Here is an 18,205-nt window from a genome sequence, read left to right as displayed (position 1 = left end):
ATCTCAGAAAAGAAACTCAGAAAAAACGAGAGCTTTAAACGCTCGCAAATCGACCGCCCTCGCCAGGAAAGCTTAACCGCGGCGGATCTCCGATCCCTTGAATGAGATCTTGGTGCGGATGATCGTCTTCAAGCGGTTGTGGATCTGCCCGGTCCCCAAATCGATTCGCTCGGGCGTCGCTTGGATATGTTTATCGACGACGGCGTGGTAGCCGCGTTCGGAGAAGATATCGATAAGCATCCACAGCGCCAGCGGATCGGTGAACAGTTCGTCTTCGGAATTGACGATCGCTTGGCCCGAGAGGGCGTGGCGTTCGATGATCGGCATAAATTTCCGATCGATCGTGTCGACGGTGCGAATGAACAACTCGCGGTGTTCCAGTTCGTAAGAATCGAGCCGGCGAACGAGTTCCTGCCGCGCGTGGACGGTGATCTCGCTCGCTAGCGGCAAACCACGCAGCCGATCGTAGGTGCTGGGATCGAGTTCCAGCGAGCTCTGGTACGCCAATTCGCCGATGATGTTCGCTTCGACTTCGGCGATCGGTCCTTCGGCGTTGATGAAGTGGTAGTGATAGATCTCTTTGAGCGACTGCAGCGCGTCCCACGTCATCTCTTTAAAGACGCGGTAGCGACGCTTCGCCTTTTCCGGACTCAGATCGGTCGATCGCAATTCGATTGGGCGGCCGATTCCCGTCTCGGCGACTTCCTGATTGTGCGCTTCGATCTCGCGGCCGCGTTGCAGCTGGCGGCTGATGCTTGTCGCTTCGCTGATGAACAACAGCATCGCGTGGATCGTCGGGCGGCGGAAGTTGACGGCCAGTTCGGTCCCTTGGAATTCGGCGTGCAGTTGCGTGATCTTATCGACCAACAGCTTCAAGCATTCGACTTGAACACGCGTCCGCGGAAAGCCATCCAGGACTGCTCCATCGCGAAAGATCGGTTGCAGCAGTTTCCGCAGCAAGATCCCGATCACTTCGCCATCGCCGACGATTCCCCCCTGATCTTTGATTCGCTGGGCTTCGGGAGTGACCAACAGATCGCTGACGACGATCGGCGGGCAGGTCAGACCGCGAGCGGCCATGATGAACTGCGTTTGCGTTCCCTTGCCCGCCCCCGGCGCACCGCCCAGCAGAATCAGCTCTTTCGGGAACCGCAGGTTCTCGTGGCCGACCTCCTGTTCCAATTCCTTCCACACCGACTTGAAGATGACTTGAGCATCTTTGATTTCCAAGTCGATCGGTTCGTTGACGGGGTGGTCGGATTCGTTATCGGAGTGCATAGGTGTTGATCGCTGATCTGAATTGCACGAGGTGGGTTCGGCCGATCGACAGCGACCGATGGCATCATGCTTTGGTCTGCTGCTTCAAGGCCATGATCTGTTGGCGCTCGGGCATCGCTTTATAAAACGGATCGAGAGGGAAACAACCCGAGATCATACCATTTCGCGGCCCGGTTGTGCATTCACTGAACGTGCGACAAATTTTCTTCCGCGGCATCGTCCGCCCCGCGATCACATCGGCCGGAAGTTCGGGATACGAAAGGACCATTCGCCCCAGTCCGATGAAGTCGGCCATCCCTTGCTGGACGACAGCCTGCCCAACATTCGGCAGCCAATCTTGCAGGTAGGTGTAACCCGATCCGACAAACAGCAGATTCGGATGCGCTCGCTTCAGCATCGCCGTCGCGTTGATCTGACGAGCCACGCCGACCAAGGGATCTTCTGGCGGAGCGTATCCGTCGGAGGGAGGGAAGATCGCTGGCCGCTGGATGTGCGGACAATAATAAGGACTGCCAACGGTCGAACAGACAAGCTGGATCCCCAGTTCTTCCAACAATCGCATCAATCGCGATGGTTCGGTCAAATCGTATCCGACGCCGGTCCCATCGCCACCGAAGGCGCTCCGGTATTCGCCGGTGCGACTCGGCCTGCCCAGCCCCTCGGGGCCCGGTTCAAACGGGATGAAGTCGAAGATGCTGATCCGAGTGCCGATCTGCAAACCTGCCGCTTCGCTGCGGATTCCGTCGACGATCGATCGCAGAAAACGAGTCCGATTCTCGAAGCTGCCACCATATTTTCCGGGGCGATCGTAGCCCGAGAGGAGTTCGTGCCCCAAGTAGCCGTGGCAGTGTTTGACATCGACAAACGCGTATCCGGCCTGCTGAGCGAGCTTGCTGGCGGCGATGAAGTCGTCGACTAAGCGATCGAGGTCGTCGTCGCTCAAAATCGCCGCGTCGCTGTCGACGCCAAACTTCGCGTCGAGCACTGCATGCCGATACGCGACTCGCGGTTCCAGTTGCTTCTTGTCGTTGGGACGGGCGAAGCGGCCGGAGTGGGTCAGCTGCAAACCGACTAACAAATCGTCGACCGTGCCAAAATGCTCGCGATGCGTGTCGACCAACAGCGTCCGCAAGGATTCGATCTCGGCAAGGTTGTCCGAGTTGATCACCAGTTGATTTGGATTGGCGCGGCCGTCGTGTCGGACCGCCACCGCTTCGCCACCCCAGATCAACTTCGCTCCGCTGAGTCCAAAGTTCTTCCAACGACGACGCGTCAGATCGGTCGGCCGCCCGTCGGTCGTGCCGTCCCAACCTTCCATCGGCAGGATCGCAAATCGGTTCCCAATCGTGCCTCCGTTCCAATCGCACGACTGGGCCAACGGCGCCGCGTCGCCACTTTGCATCGCGGCATCCAAGGGGATCTGGATCTCCAGTTCATCGAGCCGCGATTGGAAAGCGTCGAGGGTTTTTAGGCTGTTGATTTTTGGATAGTTCATACGTTGCCTCCCTTGCGCAGCGAGATGCCTAGCTGCCGCGCGACGTCTTCCAGAATCGGCAGGTCGCTGTCGGGACGCTGAGGGCTGCCGGGATAGGTTTTATTGGTCGCGATCCAGCCGCGGAGATGCAGGAACATCGCGGCGGAGTGTTTGTAACCCGGGACCGGTTGGCGGAAGGTCAGGAAGCCCAGATACTGCAGCGCGTCGTTCAGTTCATAAAACGCCGGATCGCCCGCGGCCCAATAGGCATCGCGTTGAGCGAACAGGTCGGGGGCGAACGTGCTGAGTCCCAGCAGATAATCGCTGCCGTACATCACCATGTCGATCGCCAGATCGTTGCCGGTGAAGACTTTGAATTCGGGACGCAGCTGGTCGCGAAGGGCCAAGCGTTCCCATTCCGCCGTGCGGCTGAGCGACGAATGTTTTGCACCGATACACTGCGGCAACAGCATCAATTGGCGATAGACGTCGGTCGAATAGATCTTGCCAAACGGCAGGAAACATTGCCCCAGTTCGAAACCGATAAACTGGTCGCACGCTTGACCGATCTTCTCGTAACTGGCAACGATCTCGGCGTCCCCTTGGTCGGTCAGGCCGTAGGACTGGAAGATCACGGGCGTCGCTCCACGCGCGGTGATTTCGTCGATCCGAGACTTGTAGGCATCGAGAGCCAACGTGCTGCCGGGCGTGTCGCCAACAAAAGCTCCCGCGACAAACGGTCCCGATCCCAGCACCTCGCGCGTCACGTCCAGGACCTGCAGGCGAGTCGCTTCGTCGATCAAGTTGACATAGCCGGTGTCCAAGTTCACGGCGGGAGTCAGCCCCGCGTCGGCGGTCCGCAATACATGCTGACGAAACGCGTCCCAATCGACTTCGTTGTTCTCGAGTAACGGCAACAGAATCGCCGAGATCCCAGTGATCTTGCGTCGCGGACGCAGCAGTGTGGTTGGATCCATGTCTTTACTTTTCTTCGCGTTATGAAGGTCGTCCAGGATAACGCATCGCTCCGAGACGGTCAGTTTAAAGTTTGTCGCCTTTTGCTCCGCAAAAGTGCGTGATGCGTCCGCACTTTCGCGGAGCGAAAGGCGACCAAGCAGTCGATCGACGCCGGTAGGGCGGAGTATAACGCCCGACGTTGCGGCGGGCATTGCAATCTGGGCGAACGGAATTCGCAAATCGGGCAACTGCCAAGCTAGAAGGTTTGGCCGCCGCAGGCGATCAATTGCCGATCGAGACCAATTGATTCAGGTTGCCCGAGCGCAGGCCTTCGATATCGACGGTGATGAACTGGAAGCCGAGCGAGCGGAAGTGTCGGCTCATCCGTTGGCGAAACTCCGGTTGCACCAATTCAGCGATCCGCGCGGCGGGGACTTCGATCCGCGCCAGCTGCCCCGGATGCAATCGGACGCGAAGTTCGGCAAAGCCTTCGTCGCGGAGCCAGTTTTCCGCGCGATCGATCCGTTGCAGCTTGTCGACGGTGACCGGTTCGCCATACGCGATCCGGCTGGCCAAACAGGGACCCGCGGGTAGATCCCAAACCGACAATTCCCAGTGCTTTGCCAGCTGGCGGACCATCGTTTTGGTGATCCCAAGATCGGCCAACGGCGTCTGAACCGCTGCGTCGCGGCCAGCTTGGATTCCCGGCCGGTGATCGCCCAGATCGTCGGCGTTCGTTCCGCTGCAGATCACGCTGTCGCGGTGCTCATCGGCGATCGTCGCCAACGTTTGATAGAGCGTCTGTTTGCAATAGAAGCAACGTTGGCCATCGTTGCGTTGGTAATCGGGACGTTCGGTTTCGTGAGTTGAGATCGTTTGTAGATTGATCCCAATTTCCGCAGCCACCTGCGCCGCCAATTCGCTCTGCCGCTGCGGTACGCTGGGGCTGAGCGCCATCACGGCCAACGCCTTGTCGCCCAAGGCCCGCTGCGCAGCGGCGGCGACCACCGCGCTGTCGACTCCGCCTGAAAAAGCGACGACGACGCGAGGATGCCGCTGCAGTTCATCGATCAAACGTTGGGCGATCGCTTCAGTTTGCATCATCACTTAAGTCCATGGTGGAGGGACTGTCCAAGTGCCAGGTCGCGCGAACGAAATAGCCGGCGTCGAGCGAGCGCCCCGAGCTGTCGGGGATCTTGCAACGCCCTTCCTCGATCTCGAGTCCCGCCGGTTGGTTCTGTCGCAACCAGTCGCTGATATCCGAATCGCAGATCGTATCGGAATGGCCGGTGATCAACATCGCCGCGCGAGGCGTCAGCAGCGACAGACAATCTTCCAACAGCGGCCAGAGGTCGCGTTGGATCCGCCACGAATCGCCTTTGGTTCCGTGACCGTAGGCCGGCGGATCCAGCACGATCACGCTGTGCTTTCGGCCGCGGCGAATCTCGCGAGCGGCAAACCGGCGGGCGTCTTCGACGATGTAGCGAATCGCCGCGTCGCCCAGTTCGCTGCGGCGTGCGTTGTCGCCGGTCCGCGCGACGCTCGGCTTGGATGCATCGATATGGGCGACGCGGAATCCGACGCGAGCAAGAGCCAGCGTGCTGCCGCCGGTATACCCAAACAGATTCATCGCGTCGCGACAGTCGGCTGGCAACCGATCGGCCAAACTCGCCAGCCACTGCCAGTTCGCCGCCTGTTCGGGGAAGAATCCGACATGCCCAAACGGCTTCGGTTCCGCCGCCAACCGGAACGCACCGGTGTCGAGTTCCAGCGACTCGGGCCACTCGTTGAAGATCGTCCAGGACGAACCATCGTAGACGGCATCGGCTTGTTGCCAGGCGTCGGCCTGCGCAGGAGCATCCCATTCCGCCGCGGGACTGGGGCGGTCGAGCTTGTAGCCGTCGATCGATTCGAGTTTGCGACCGTCGCCAAAGTCGATCAGTTGGTAATTCTGCAGCAGGGATTCAGCGGACATAAATAAAAGGAGATCGGATTGCGTGAACAGGAGTGGTGGTTGGAAGATCAGATATGAAGTTGGTGAACCATTGCGTCGCGGAACTCGTCAAGAGTTTCGGGAGGAGCGGATAACCGCCGTGGATCGAAAGTCTTGACGACTTCCGCTACGGCCGAGAACCGGCATCCTCTATAACGAAAAACGCGTTGCGGCGTTGCTCGATGGGGGAGAGCCTGCTGGCAAGTTTTGCCCAGTTCGCCCAACGCCCCACAGTGCGAAATCACTTGATTGTGACCCGCAAATCTTTCTTCTATAATCAAGCGAATGGAGTGGGAACGATTCCGCATCGCCCATTGTATCCGATCACCTATCGATTCAGGAGCGCCCCAGTGAAGACGGAAACCATTCTCGAAGCACCGCAGACCAGCGAAACGTTGCCTCAACCGCAAACCTTGGAACAGATCATCGACCGAGTCGCCGTCGATGCCCAAGATCAACCGCAGCGATATCTGGACGAGGTTGTCGTTCCCGACGGCGGCGAATAAATCGATCGGCGAATCTTTTAGAGGGTGGGGCGGCGATCGATCACCGCCCGACCGAATCATCCCGTCGGGGCGTGCTGTTTGAATTTGCGCACCCCGGCAGGCGAAGCTCTTGAAAACCAACGCTCCAATCTTTCAACGCTTACTGGGGCTGGAGACCGAATACGCGATCCGCTTTCGGCCTTATCAAGACGGGCCGCCCGTCAAACAGATCGAACTCTACCGCTCGCTGTTGGAGAAGTTCCGGGAGCGTTTGCCGACCGCAACCGGTAGCGTCTTGGAAGAGAAGCATTTCACGGCCAACGGCGGCACGATCGGCTTCGAACGCGTTTTGCATTCGGGCGGTTTTGGGCTGATCGAAGCAGCGACGCCAGAGTGTCAGAGTCCTCGCGATGCCTTGGTCTGGCAGCGAGCGCAAGATCGTTTACTCCGCGAATCGGCGTCCAGTTGCCGCGACGATGGGGAATTGGTCCTGATCAAAAACAGTCGTGACAGCCAAGGGAACGCCTACGGCACTCACGAGAACTACGAGATCCAAGTCACCGGCATGCTAGGCCTTGCGTGTTGGCGTGTCGTTTTGTTGTTAGCGGCGACGGTCTGCTTGCTGTTTTGGGTGATCATGATTCCGTTGGTGATCGTCGCCATCCCAGCGTATCTGTTGATCGCAGTGGCGGTCTATCCGTTTGCTATGATGCGAACCGAGAAGGCGCGCCGTGGTGAATTATTCCGCAAGTTCTTCGGCGACGGATTCGACACCTCCGAAGATGCCACGCCGATCCCGCGGTGGGTCGAGCGGGCGCTGAATCGTGTGGCGATGATCTCGCTGAGCCCGATGCTGTTGACGATTATCGTCGCTTCAAGGATCTGTCTGTATCGTCGCCATGTCCGAATGTTGACGCCGTTTTTGGTCAGCCGATCGATCCTTTCGGGGAGCGGTTGGGTTTCCGATCGCGGTGATTTTTTGTTGGCTCAGAAAGCCCCCGTGCTGCGATTTATATTTGGACCGCTGGGAAACCACGCCTATCCTTTGTTCAGCGTCGCCCATCTGATGGATGCTTGCCTGATCGGATGGTTCAATCCGATGGACCTCTTCAGCAACCTCGGGGCGCGCCAACGGATGCAAGTCTGCTTGGGAGACTGCAACATGGCGGAAGAGGCGGAATACCTGAGGCTCGCGACAACCACCTTGATGATCGATGCGATCGAAGCCGGAGCGATCAAAAATCCACCGCGCGTTCGGCGACCGCTGCGCGCATTGCAAGCTGTGGTTCGGGATGAACCGATCGAGCGTGCGATCGCCGTCCACAACGGCCGACCGATGACAGCACTCGACGTCCAGCGATGGTACCAAGCCGCTTGTCGCCGATTTGTGGAAGCCAATCAGAATCGGCCCGATGAAGCGTACGAAGTGCTACAGCGGTGGAGCGATGTGCTGGACGGATTGGCTGGTGATCGCACGATCCTTGTCGGCCGCATCGACTGGGTGACCAAGAGGATGCTGTTGAAACAAGCGGGCCAGAACCTGCCTTTGCCCGCCAACCGCAAGCTGGACATCAAGTACCACGAGTTGTCGGCCGACGGATATTATTCGCTGCTGGAATCGGCGGGTGAGACCGAGCAGATTGTCAGCGAGCAGGAGATTCAGCGGGCGATGCGCCAGCCGCCACCGACGCCGCGGGCGATGCGGCGTGGCAGCTTTATCCGTGAATTCTCCGGCACCGAGACTCCCGTCCACGCCACCTGGAACAGCATCCGCCTGGGCAAAGCCTTCGGCAACCGCCGCGTCCGACTGTGATCTCGGCCGCGTGACGCAAAATTCCCCTCTCGCTATCGCGACGAATCCGAACACTTCTTGCAACGCATGCCGACCGAGCACACGTGCCAACACGCATCGCTAAACCATGCCTCCGCAAGGAATTACCGCCGGGCTGCCGAGTTAGTCCTTGCGGTTTATGTGGGTTCCCCCTCCAGTTGAGGGAGCTTTTCTCAAGTCTTTGACCGTTGGCGGAATAATGGAAGGAATTCGGCAACGAAATACTCGATAGCCATCCCAACGGGAACGCAAAGAACATTCAGACGAATGCTAACGAACGGAATCGATAATCATGCTGAAGTTCCATCGTAAACGATTTCAAGTAGCCGCATGGTTCCTCTTGTCGATGGGGCTCACTTCCATCGCGCAGGGACAATTTGAATGTGATGCCTCAAGTGGTTGTGACGCCGTTGAATGCCGTGCGCCGGCGAGATGGAGCTTTGGTGCCAAGGCTTTGTTTTTGGAGCGAGTCGACGACAACAATCGAATTTTTTGGGGCCCCAACGGCAACTTTGATTCCGACGAATTCGATTTGGGTTTTCAGGCAGGCTACGAACTCTATGGCCGCTACAACCTCGATGCTTGCCATGCGTTGACCGTGCGATGGATGAGTGTCGATCATTGGAGTGAAAGCCATCGTGATCTGATCGGACTGGCAAGTGCTGCAACGCTGAATGCCACCACACCGTTCAGCTTTCCCGACATCACGTCGATCGATGGTGTTCACACGTCCGACTTGCATAGCCTGGAACTCGGCATCAGTCGGCGGTTGACCGAAGCGATCCGATTTACGACGGGTTTCCGATATCTGGAGATCGACGATCGGATCGGCTTTGGTTTTGAATCGGGAGGGACGCCAACAACGATCGATACCGCGGCGCAAAACCGATTGTACGGCGGACAGGTTGGCCTGGAATCGAACCTGTTTCGTAAAGGGAACTGGTCGCTTGACGGCTTCAGTCAGGTCGGTCTTTTCGGCAATGCCGCGAAACAATCGACATTGTACGACACGGGAATCGCTCAGCTTCGCGACACAGGGGACCGTGGGAAGCTTTCTTTCCTGGCAGAACTGGGGCTAAATGCACGCAGAAGTCTGACCAGCCAACTGGATCTTGTGGCGGGCTACCAAGTCATGTGGGTCACATCGGTGGCCGTCGCGTCGGACGAACTTGTGAGTGCGAACTTCTTCGTTCCGCACGGCGTCGACGCCTCCGACAGTGTCTTCTACCACGGAGCAACTGTGGGACTGGAATATCACTATTAACCACCGGTGCAAAACCGATGGATCTTGTCGAGGTCTAAGCCGACATACGAACAGGGTGCCGGTTCTCGGACCGACATCGTTGGCCGGCTGGTTGCCCCCTCATCTCAAAACAACGCTGATAGTTTGAGAATCTGCACGGCTCAATACGCTTCCAAGAAGACGAGGGCCGCAGCATCCGTGATAGTCGTCTGTGGACTTTGCGGCTTGTTCCAGCCGATCTCTGCGGCTGCCAGATGCCTGGATGCGACGGAGTTGGACGAATTGAAATGCGCCGCTTTCGCCGACTTACTGCCTGTCAGGAACGCATCCACCGCGGCGTCGTAAAGTCCGGGGCTCTCGTTTGAGGAGGCGCGTTCTTCGAATGCGCCCGCCGCTGGTACGCAGGAATCTGCCAACGCCGAGGACTTGGTTTAAGCGGTTGATAACAATCGATGACTCGAACGACAATCAATCGGACAACGGCAATCCAGCAGCGTCCGAGGACACGATGATAAAAGCCCGCCGAACAAGCGGCGTGAAGACGCATCGATTAAAAAAGAGAGAGAGATGGCGGTCTAGCGCATCGTTTTTTCGATCCAGGCCCGCCAGATTGGCAAATCGGCTTCGTCGATCATCGGTGTCGGCAGAGGTGGAACCCTTTGGACGTGTCCCGTGTTGGGGTCGTGAACGCCTACTTTCAGCAGGCCGTTGGCATCGACTTCCAGAACGGCTTCCAGCGGGGTGTCGCCATCGTGATCGGGGAGATGAAAGTTTCCTAAAGATCGCCAGGCATCTCCCTGCCATCCCGCCGATTCGATCAACGTTAACGAAGGGTGTTGGCCGGGGTGTGATTGCAGCAAGCGACGCGTCTTCCGCGCGGGGAGCTTGGTCGTCCGTGGTACCACGGGAACGGTGCGCGGTCGTTTTTGTTTGCCATCGCGTACCAAGAGGCCCAGATCGTGCGAAGTGCAGGAGTGAGGGGCTGGGAAGATATGCGTTTGGCCTGGTAATTCGCCCATCACCGCCGACGCAGCTCCCGCGGCCAAAGCAGGGCGATCGACGGCGATAATCGGAACGTGCGCGCCGATTCGTCCCCGCAATACGTCGCTAACTTGAGGCATCCGGGTCAACATGCCAACCGTTAAACAATTGCTCAACTGACCAGCCTCGACTCCTGAATCCTGAATCGCTTGGCCGATCATTCCGTTGAGATGGACCAACAGATCGCTGCACGCGGCTCCAAACGTGGCCCGCTTGAGCGTCACCGTCGCATCGCGACCGTGTAGGCGGAAGTCGAGATCGGCCTGCGGCTTGATCGACAACTGTCGCAGCGCCTTTTCACACGCCAATTGCAAACCGACCGCATCCTTGAGATCTCTGCGCGGATCGAGTCGCAAACGCCGCAAGCAATCGGTGGCCGCCAGATCGACCACTCGTTGCTGCCAGGTCAGCAGCCCAAGATTCCAGTCGCCTACGCTGGATAACAATTGCAATCGCCCCCCCACATGCCGAACGACGGAGATCTCCATCGCAAGTCCCGTTAGCGAAGCGACCAACCAATAACAGACCTCCGAAGGCTTCGGAGGCGGCAGCGCCGCGTGCTCTTCGATCAACTGGCTTTGTGCAGCGGCAAGCGGTCGATCGATCAAGCGAATCGAATCGAATCCAGCAACCTGCGCCGCTTGCATCGTGCTGCGGCGACGAGCTTGGTCGTAACAGGCGGGAACCGTCACCGCCACGACGGCGGGACGTCCTTTCAATTGCCAAGCGTTGCGGGCGGCGTGCCGCATGATCATGCCAATTGCGACTTCGGGTGGACACTGCCGATCGCCGATATGCCGATCCAGTTTAGTCGTCCCTAAATACAGTTGCACGCAGTGGGCCAGCCGTTGCGGGGTTTTGGTCCGCAATTGGATCGCATCGCCGCCGAAGATGGTTTGTTCCTCACGGGTGGTCGCAACGGCGGATTGTAGCAACGGCTGGTCGTTGCTGCCCGCATTGCCCAGCCGTATCGGTTGGCCCGCTTCGGCCATCGCAGCGGCGACATAAAACATCCCTACATCGAGCCCCAACACGCTCGACCGGCCAACCGCGGTGGTCGGTTCGACGCCATCGGTTAAATGGTCGCCGGGAAGCATCCAACGCGAACCGGCTTCGGTCCAATCCGATAACGTCGCGCCAGCCTTCCATTCATCAAGATCTTCCAGCACTTCAGCCAGTGAACTGTAGCGGCCTTCGATTCGTTTGGCCAACATGCGGCGGATCACTTGATCCAAGCGAACATCAACATCCGGTCGCAAGGTAAAGAGATCCGGAATGGGTTCGTCGCGATGGGCCCGTGCCTGATCCAGAATCCCGCCTTGATACAAGGTGCGGCCGGTCAGCAGGAAAAAGAAGGTTGCCCCGAGGCTGTAGATATCGTTACGGCGATCGGGATTCGATGGATCTTCGATCTGCTCGGGAGGCATGTATTCGATCGTGCCAATCAATCGACCTCGCTTACGTTGACTGTCAGGTTCCGAACCAATCGTCGCAAGCCCAAGGTCCAGGACTTTCACGATCCCGTCGGGTGTCAGCATCAGGTTGCTCGGTTTGACATCCCGGTGAACAATTCCCGCGCGATGGGCGTGTTGCAGCCCGGTGGCCGATTGTCGGATCAGATCGACGGCCCTGGAAAGTTCTAATGGCCCCGTTTCGCGAACGGTCTCGGTGAGCGTGCTTCCCTCGACAAATTCCATCGCCAAATAATGCAGATCGCCTTTGTGGCCGGCATCAAACGCGGTCACGATATTGGGATGCATCAGCCGCGCCGCGGCGCGGACTTCGGCATAAAACCGCTCGACCGCTTTGGTATTCCGCATCCGACTTGGAGGGAGCGTCTTCAGCGCGACAGTTCGGTCCATCGGTCGGTGGACGGCATGATAAACCCGCCCCATGCCGCCGGCACCGATCAATCGAGTGAGCGTGTAATCGCCGATTTCGGTCGGCAGCGGCAGATCTTGATCGTCATCGACGACCGAAAAATCCGATTCGCGCGGGTCGTGCGCACTCGCCGCATCAAGATCTTGCGTGACATCGGGGTTCGGTCGTGGAGTGAGATCTTCGGGCATGTTGCCTGTGCAGCGTTCGAACCGGGACAAGAGCGACCATATCGCTTCAAATTTTAAGCGGTTGCAAGGGTCTGACGCTATCTGGCAACACGTGTTCGCCAGCATTGACGCCCTAGATTGCCGCTCGGTCGCTTTATGAAGGTTGTGGCGATCCTAGCTTTTTTTCCAATACCTGAGGCAATAGCGGATATTCGCTTTATTGCGTTTAACCCATTGGACGATGCTGTTGACGTAGCTAGAAGACGGGGGTCTATCGAAGGGCACGTCTGCATCAGATATTGGCTTGGTTGAAAAGGGTGGCACTATGGTTCGGGCGGGCCTCGCAGGTTTAATCGCATTGTTGGTAGGAAATTCGGGGCTGCTGGCACAGGTCGCCCCCAGCGGTCCGATGCAGCAATCGGGGCAGCCCCCCATTGCTTACGTGCTATCGGAACAGGTCACCTGCACTTGCGGGCACGTGAACGAAAATTATGTCGGGGGCCCCAGAGGCTGCAGCGGATGTGGGCAACCGTTGCCCGAACCGCCCACCGGAAATGGTGCGGACATTGCTAGCGTTGCTTACCAGCACACGCACCAATACGCCGATCCATCGTACAGCGAACAACCGCCGGTTTATGGTGAACCGATGCACTATGGAACGCCAGCGGAATGTTGTAACGCAGCGCCCCCCAGCCGATGTGAGTCGTTGCTGAATGCCTTTGGCAATTTGGCTTGCCTGAATACCTGTGGTCCGATGCCAGCACTGAATATTCGCCAAGCGCCCGTGATGATCGGTGGTGGGTTTGGCGGCTCGGGACGGACCAACCTCCGAGGAACTCAGGTGGTTCAAGGACCGACCTTTGTCGCGACCGGAACCGGAACGATCCCCGCAAATCCAGCGAACAGTTCACTGCTGTATGATGTCTTCGGAAGCGTCGCCAATCCCGACTTCGTATCGGTCGGCGTAGGGCAACAGAACGGCAGTGGTCAGTATGTCTTTTCCGTTGAAGAGAGCGTGGGTGGCACCAATTTAGGCTTGCCCGCCAATACCCAATTCTTGGACGCAACAGCGACCGCACAAGTGGCCGGTGGGATCAACAACGGTGACTTATGGAACATCGTCGTCAATGGCGAGCAGACCTTCAATCTCATCGTTCCCGACGCAGCCAACGCGGGGGCGGCGGTTGTCGGTAGATCGAAGATCGCGACGAACAACAGTCCGCTGCCTCGGACACGGATGTTCTTCAACTACGACTACATGAGCGACGTGCCTCTGAATGCATCGGGCGTTGCCGTCAACCGGTTCACACCGGGCTTTGAATATGCGTTTGGCCACAACGATGGCGCCTCGATCGAATTCCGCGTCCCCTACGCTTCGACCCTCTCTTCGGATGTGCTCGTCAGCGGGCAAACCGAATCGAGCGATATCCAAGTAGGCGACCTGTTTTTGGCTTATAAACAAGTCCTGTATCAATCAACCGACGTCGTCGTTTCGGGTGGTGTCTCGTTGACGTTGCCGTCGACTAATGACTTGAAGATTCAATTGGCCGATGGTTCGACCGCCGTGCTGGTTGAAAATCAAGCGGTTCACGTGATGCCATTTTTCGCGAGCATCGCTAACTTGACCGACCGCCTGTTCTATCAAGGCTTCTTCCAAATTGATGTCGACACCACCGGCAACCAGGTGATTACGAATCGCGGACTCGAGAGCCGGATTCGCGATACAACGCGGATGTATACCGACGGGGGGTTGGGATACTTTTTGCGTAAACGCGGCGAGAAGAAGGATGCGATCTTCGATGCGATCATCCCCACCGTGGAACTGCACTTTGAACGCCAGTTGCAACGCAGCAGCACCCTGACCGACGGCCTGTTTGTGTTGGGAACTCCCAACGCCGACTACCAATCGAACCTGAACATGGTCTTCGGCAGCACGTTCGAAGTCTGCCCGAACGAAGCCATTTCGCTGGGCTACGCCGTTCCCATCGGCAACAGTTCCGATCAGATGTTCGACGGCCAGTTGCGAGTCGTTTGGAACCGCTACTTCTAATCAGAGCCAGCGAGCGCGACGCGTCTCCTGAAAACTGCAATGGTTGAAGAAGAGACGCTAGCCCCGATGTTCATTGCGAAACCGTGGCTAGCGTCGATTCGATTTGGCACATCCCCAATGGAGAGCGAAGAGAGCTGAGCAAGTTCAACTCAGCGACCCAGTGTTTCCATCGATCCACCGTGCGTCCTAACTATGGCAACGGCTGAGTCGATCGCAGGTAGGCGAATAGATCGCGCAGCTGTTGATCGCTCAGCTTGGCCAACAGATCTTCGGGCATCAGCGAATTTTTGCTCGCCTGCATCAGATCGATGTTCTCTTTCTCGATCACCGTTCGCTGGCCGTCGGCACCTTTGATCACGACAACTTGATTGTCTTGATCCTCAACAAATCCGTTGAGGGCCCGGCCGTCGAAGGTCAGCACCATCATGTTCTCAAAGCCCTCGCGGATCTCCAAGTTAGGATTCGCCACGTTGACCAACAATTGCCGGACATCGTCGCGCTTGTAGGCGGTCAGATCGGGACCGATCTCCCCTCCCTGCTCGAACAATTGATGGCACTTCCCACAGCTCTCTTTGTACAGCAGCTTGCCGTCATAAGGATTGCCGGTCCCGTGCGACAAGACTTCGCTGATCCGGGTGATTTCAGCCAACATGTTCGCGGTCGACGCGCCAGAGATCTCGCCCCAGGTGCTGCCGATCGCTTCGGAAATCTCCGCGTTTTGATGCAACAACATCTTCCGCAAGATCGCCGTTGGAATCTGATCCTTTTCGATCTGCTTCGACGCGACCGCCGACAACAGCTGTTGCGACCAGATCGCTCGCGAGGCCAAGGTCGACAACGCTACTTCGGTCGCGGCGTCGGAATACTTATTCAATCCGGCGACGATCGTTTCGCCGATCTCCGCAGCATCGTACGACTGCAACGTCGCCAAGACCGCACCGACCAACGCTTCGTCGCTCTCCTGGTTCGCCATTTTCAACAGCACCGGCAGCGCCGCGGGGTTGCGAATATCGCCGAAGATGCGAATCAATTCGATCCGTTTCGCAGCGGGAACCTTTTTGTTGGCGATATCTGCCAACGCCTCTTCGATCGCTTCGGCATTCCCTTGGCGCAGTCGCAGCGCCAGCGAACCACCTCCCGATTTTGCCAACGCATCCAACAATTCGCTTGGCAAGCCGGAGAGCGAACGGCCTTCGAAGGCACTCTCGAATCCAACCAACAGCGTCGCCCTCTGGTCGGCTGCGGGAGCTTGATTCAACAGCGTGGCGCACTTCAGCAGATCGCCTCGCGTTCCCGTCGATGCAAACCGTCGCATCAATCGTTCCAACAGATGCTGTTGAACGATCGGGCGCGTCCAGATCTTGGAATCGTTGAACATCGCCAACACCTGCTGGCCGTCGGCTTCACAATGCGCCTCCAACGCCCACCAAACCAACAGCGGCACATGGATGTCGTCTACGTCTTCATCGTGAGTCAGCAACCCTGCGATCACCGGCAGCGATTGGGCGGCGGGCATTCGACGCGCCGACGCGGCCAATTGGCTGCGAACGCGGACGTCCGATTCGCTTGCCGCCAACGAAGCGAGTTGCTTCGCCAACGCGTCGCTCAGCACCAACCGGTCCCCCAACAAACGAACAGTCCACTCGCGAACCAGCGGTTCGGAATGTCCCAACAACTGCGACGCGGTCGCATCGTCAAATCCGCCCGACAGATTCAGGCCCCAGAGAGCATTCAGCGCGTCCAAGCCTTCGGATTGCTTCAACATCTGATTCAGCAGCGGCAGGGCGGCTGCATCGCGGCGATCGCCCAACAGTCGCAGAGCGGTCTGCCGATGCCACTTGTTAGGATGTTTCAGCAGGTCGACCAATTCAGCCGTCGACAACTTGCTGAGGTCTCCCATCTTGAACGGCTTCGCATCGGGATCCTGCAGCCGATACACACGGCCACTCTCGCGATCGATCCGGCCTTGGTAATGGCTGGCGTGATCGATCCGTTGTTCATACATGTCGACCACGTAAAGCCCGCCGTCGGGGCCGGCTTGAATGTCGACAGGGCGAACCCATTTATCTTCGCTTTCCAAGGCAAAACCAAGGTCGACCGTCTGTACGCTCGATCGATCGGGCTGGACTTCGCTGCGGACGATATGACTCTGCAACGGCCCACATCCAAACAGATTGCCTTGATATTTCGCGGGCAATCCATCCCCTTCGTAGATCACGAAGGTGTGCGTGAAGCGGGCGACTTTTGCGTGCCCCATCGCTTCGAAATAGCCGTAGGTGTAGGGGTTGGAGAGCGATCCGTGCTTGCCAAATCCCTTGCGGTAATAACCGCCTTGGACGTAATGGAAGCCGCGAGTGTCGCCGCCGTTGTGGCCGGAGTAGAGCCGTCCTTGCGAGTCGAATTCGACGCCAAACGAGTTTCCGCCCCCCTCGGCAAAGATCTCGTAGCGAGCCGATTCGGGATGATAACGCCAGACCACTTGGCCCATCGAGTGGATCGGTTCTTCCGCCGATCCCGGCTTGCGAACATGCCCGGTGACGGTGCTTCCCTGAGTCGAATAGAGCCAGCCATCGGGGCCCCAACGCAAGCTGTTGGCGACCGAGTGCGAATCCTCTAAACCAAAACCTTCCAACAGCACCTCGGGATCGCCATCGGGCAGATCGTCGCCATCGGCATCGGGGTAAAACAGAAGGTAAGGCGGGTTGAGCACATAGACGCCACCGCGGCCGATCGCGACCGACGAGGCGAGGTTAAGCCCTTCGATAAACGGCTTGTGTTTGTCGTAGACTCCGTCGCCGTCGGTATCTTCATGGATCGTGATCTTGTCGGCACCGATGAAGTGATGCGGTGGCGGCGGCGGAACCTTGTCGTACACGCTTCGCAAAAACTTGTCGCGGCTGATCATCTTCAGTCCGGCGATCGTCGGATACTGAAGATACTGAATCACCCACATCCGCCCGCGGGCGTCCCACTTGATCGAAAGCGGTTGGCCGATATTCGGTTCACCCACAGCGACATTTAAGGCGAGATCGTCGGGATAGGTCAGTTGCTTGAGCGTGTCGGCGATCGATTGACGCCCTGCGTCGTCATCCAGCTTCTTCAGCGAAGCTTCGACGTCGGCGGCCGATTCCAGTTTTGCGAACCGCGCGGTTTTGGCGATCTCATCGCGCGTCGACAGCTTGCCCCAGCTGAGGTCATCGCCTTCGCGTGTCTCCCAGTCGCCCGCCATCCGAATCGCTTCGTCGTTGCCGAACAACACAGGAGCGGCGACGTTGAACCCGCCGCGTCCCTGGTTCTGGTAAACGCGAACAGCCACGACGTTTGCGGCTCCCGGCGAAACCAGATTCGGTTGGATCGGGAATCGCATCGTCGCTCCCAATCCGCTGCGATATTCCGGCGGCAGCGTACCGACCAGACCGATCGAAGTTCCGTTGAAGAAGACCTCGCGGGCGTCGTCGACGCCTTCGATAAAGAGCGTCAATTCTTGGTCGGCCCACGATTCGGGGACTTCGACGGCACAGCGATACCAAGAATAGGCATCGCGACCACCGGCCGCCTTCTTCCAAATCGCTGGCACCTGTTGGACTTTCCAGGCCGAGGATTCAGCAGCCGGTTGAGCGAGGGCAGGGGGAGTGAGAAACAGAACAGCCAGCAACGGCACGACAAGATGCGGGACAAAACGCATGGCAGTGGCATCACAATTAGAGAGGTGGGACAGGTCAAGCGGTGGGGGGTGACGCCCATTCTAATGCAAACACCCCGCTAGATCAGCGAACGGGTCGAAAAAAAACGGCCTCTCCGTTTT

11 protein-coding genes are annotated in these 18,205 nt (G+C 58.1%); 4 read left to right on the top strand and 7 right to left on the bottom strand.

Going from position 1 to position 18,205, the window contains the following annotated elements; all coding sequences use genetic code 11:
- Positions 1–72: 72 nt before the first annotated feature.
- The 5 genes from Poly24_RS07525 to Poly24_RS07505 all read right to left on the bottom strand — a co-directional run bounded on the left by Poly24_RS07525 (position 73) and on the right by Poly24_RS07505 (position 5,684).
- Positions 73–1,278, bottom strand: a complete 1,206-nt coding sequence (locus tag Poly24_RS07525; protein WP_145092744.1) for a nucleoside monophosphate kinase — start codon at positions 1,276–1,278, stop codon at positions 73–75.
- A gap of 64 nt (positions 1,279–1,342) precedes the next feature.
- Complete coding sequence (locus Poly24_RS07520) at positions 1,343–2,773, bottom strand: oxidoreductase (protein ID WP_145092740.1); 1,431 nt, start codon at positions 2,771–2,773, stop codon at positions 1,343–1,345.
- The gene (locus tag Poly24_RS07515) at positions 2,770–3,729 is read right to left on the bottom strand and encodes a dihydrodipicolinate synthase family protein (protein ID WP_145092737.1); all 960 of its coding nucleotides are present in this window, start codon (positions 3,727–3,729) and stop codon (positions 2,770–2,772) included. The genes Poly24_RS07520 and Poly24_RS07515 overlap by 4 nt, the downstream gene beginning before the upstream one ends.
- A gap of 262 nt (positions 3,730–3,991) precedes the next feature.
- On the bottom strand, positions 3,992–4,813 hold the full coding sequence (gene larE / locus Poly24_RS07510) for an ATP-dependent sacrificial sulfur transferase LarE (RefSeq protein WP_231753511.1): 822 nt from the start codon (positions 4,811–4,813) through the stop codon (positions 3,992–3,994).
- Positions 4,800–5,684: a class I SAM-dependent methyltransferase gene (locus Poly24_RS07505; protein ID WP_145092734.1), complete on the bottom strand. Its 885-nt coding sequence runs from the start codon at positions 5,682–5,684 to the stop codon at positions 4,800–4,802. The genes larE and Poly24_RS07505 overlap by 14 nt, the downstream gene beginning before the upstream one ends.
- A 368-nt stretch (positions 5,685–6,052) precedes the next feature.
- Between Poly24_RS07505 and Poly24_RS26905 the strand changes: the two genes are divergently transcribed.
- The 3 genes from Poly24_RS26905 to Poly24_RS07495 all read left to right on the top strand — a co-directional run bounded on the left by Poly24_RS26905 (position 6,053) and on the right by Poly24_RS07495 (position 9,282).
- Positions 6,053–6,208 carry a hypothetical protein gene (locus tag Poly24_RS26905; protein ID WP_197452397.1) on the top strand — a complete coding sequence of 52 codons (156 nt, stop codon included), beginning with the start codon at positions 6,053–6,055 and terminating at the stop codon, positions 6,206–6,208.
- A gap of 109 nt (positions 6,209–6,317) precedes the next feature.
- Entirely contained in the window at positions 6,318–8,000 is a 1,683-nt protein-coding gene (locus tag Poly24_RS07500; protein WP_197452396.1) for a proteasome accessory factor PafA2 family protein, read from the top strand.
- A 310-nt stretch (positions 8,001–8,310) separates the two neighbouring features.
- Entirely contained in the window at positions 8,311–9,282 is a 972-nt protein-coding gene (locus Poly24_RS07495; RefSeq protein WP_145092726.1) for an Lpg1974 family pore-forming outer membrane protein, read from the top strand.
- 554 nt (positions 9,283–9,836) lie between these two features.
- On the opposite strand, the gene Poly24_RS07490 is transcribed toward Poly24_RS07495, so the two are convergent.
- Positions 9,837–12,371 carry a protein kinase domain-containing protein gene (locus tag Poly24_RS07490; protein ID WP_197452394.1) on the bottom strand — a complete coding sequence of 845 codons (2,535 nt, stop codon included), beginning with the start codon at positions 12,369–12,371 and terminating at the stop codon, positions 9,837–9,839.
- 337 nt (positions 12,372–12,708) lie between these two features.
- Between Poly24_RS07490 and Poly24_RS07485 the strand changes: the two genes are divergently transcribed.
- Entirely contained in the window at positions 12,709–14,400 is a 1,692-nt protein-coding gene (locus tag Poly24_RS07485) for a hypothetical protein (protein ID WP_145092719.1), read from the top strand.
- A 190-nt stretch (positions 14,401–14,590) separates the two neighbouring features.
- Here the strand turns inward: Poly24_RS07485 and Poly24_RS07480 are convergent, their stop codons facing one another.
- Positions 14,591–18,085: a PVC-type heme-binding CxxCH protein gene (locus tag Poly24_RS07480; RefSeq protein WP_145092716.1), complete on the bottom strand. Its 3,495-nt coding sequence runs from the start codon at positions 18,083–18,085 to the stop codon at positions 14,591–14,593.
- Positions 18,086–18,205 lie beyond the last annotated feature (120 nt).

Origin of the sequence: Rosistilla carotiformis, from assembly GCF_007753095.1 — a bacterium.
In the GTDB taxonomy this organism is placed as follows: domain Bacteria; phylum Planctomycetota; class Planctomycetia; order Pirellulales; family Pirellulaceae; genus Rosistilla; species Rosistilla carotiformis.
The sequence above is the reverse complement of the archived record's forward strand: the minus strand, read 5'-3'. Positions and strand labels throughout refer to the sequence as shown.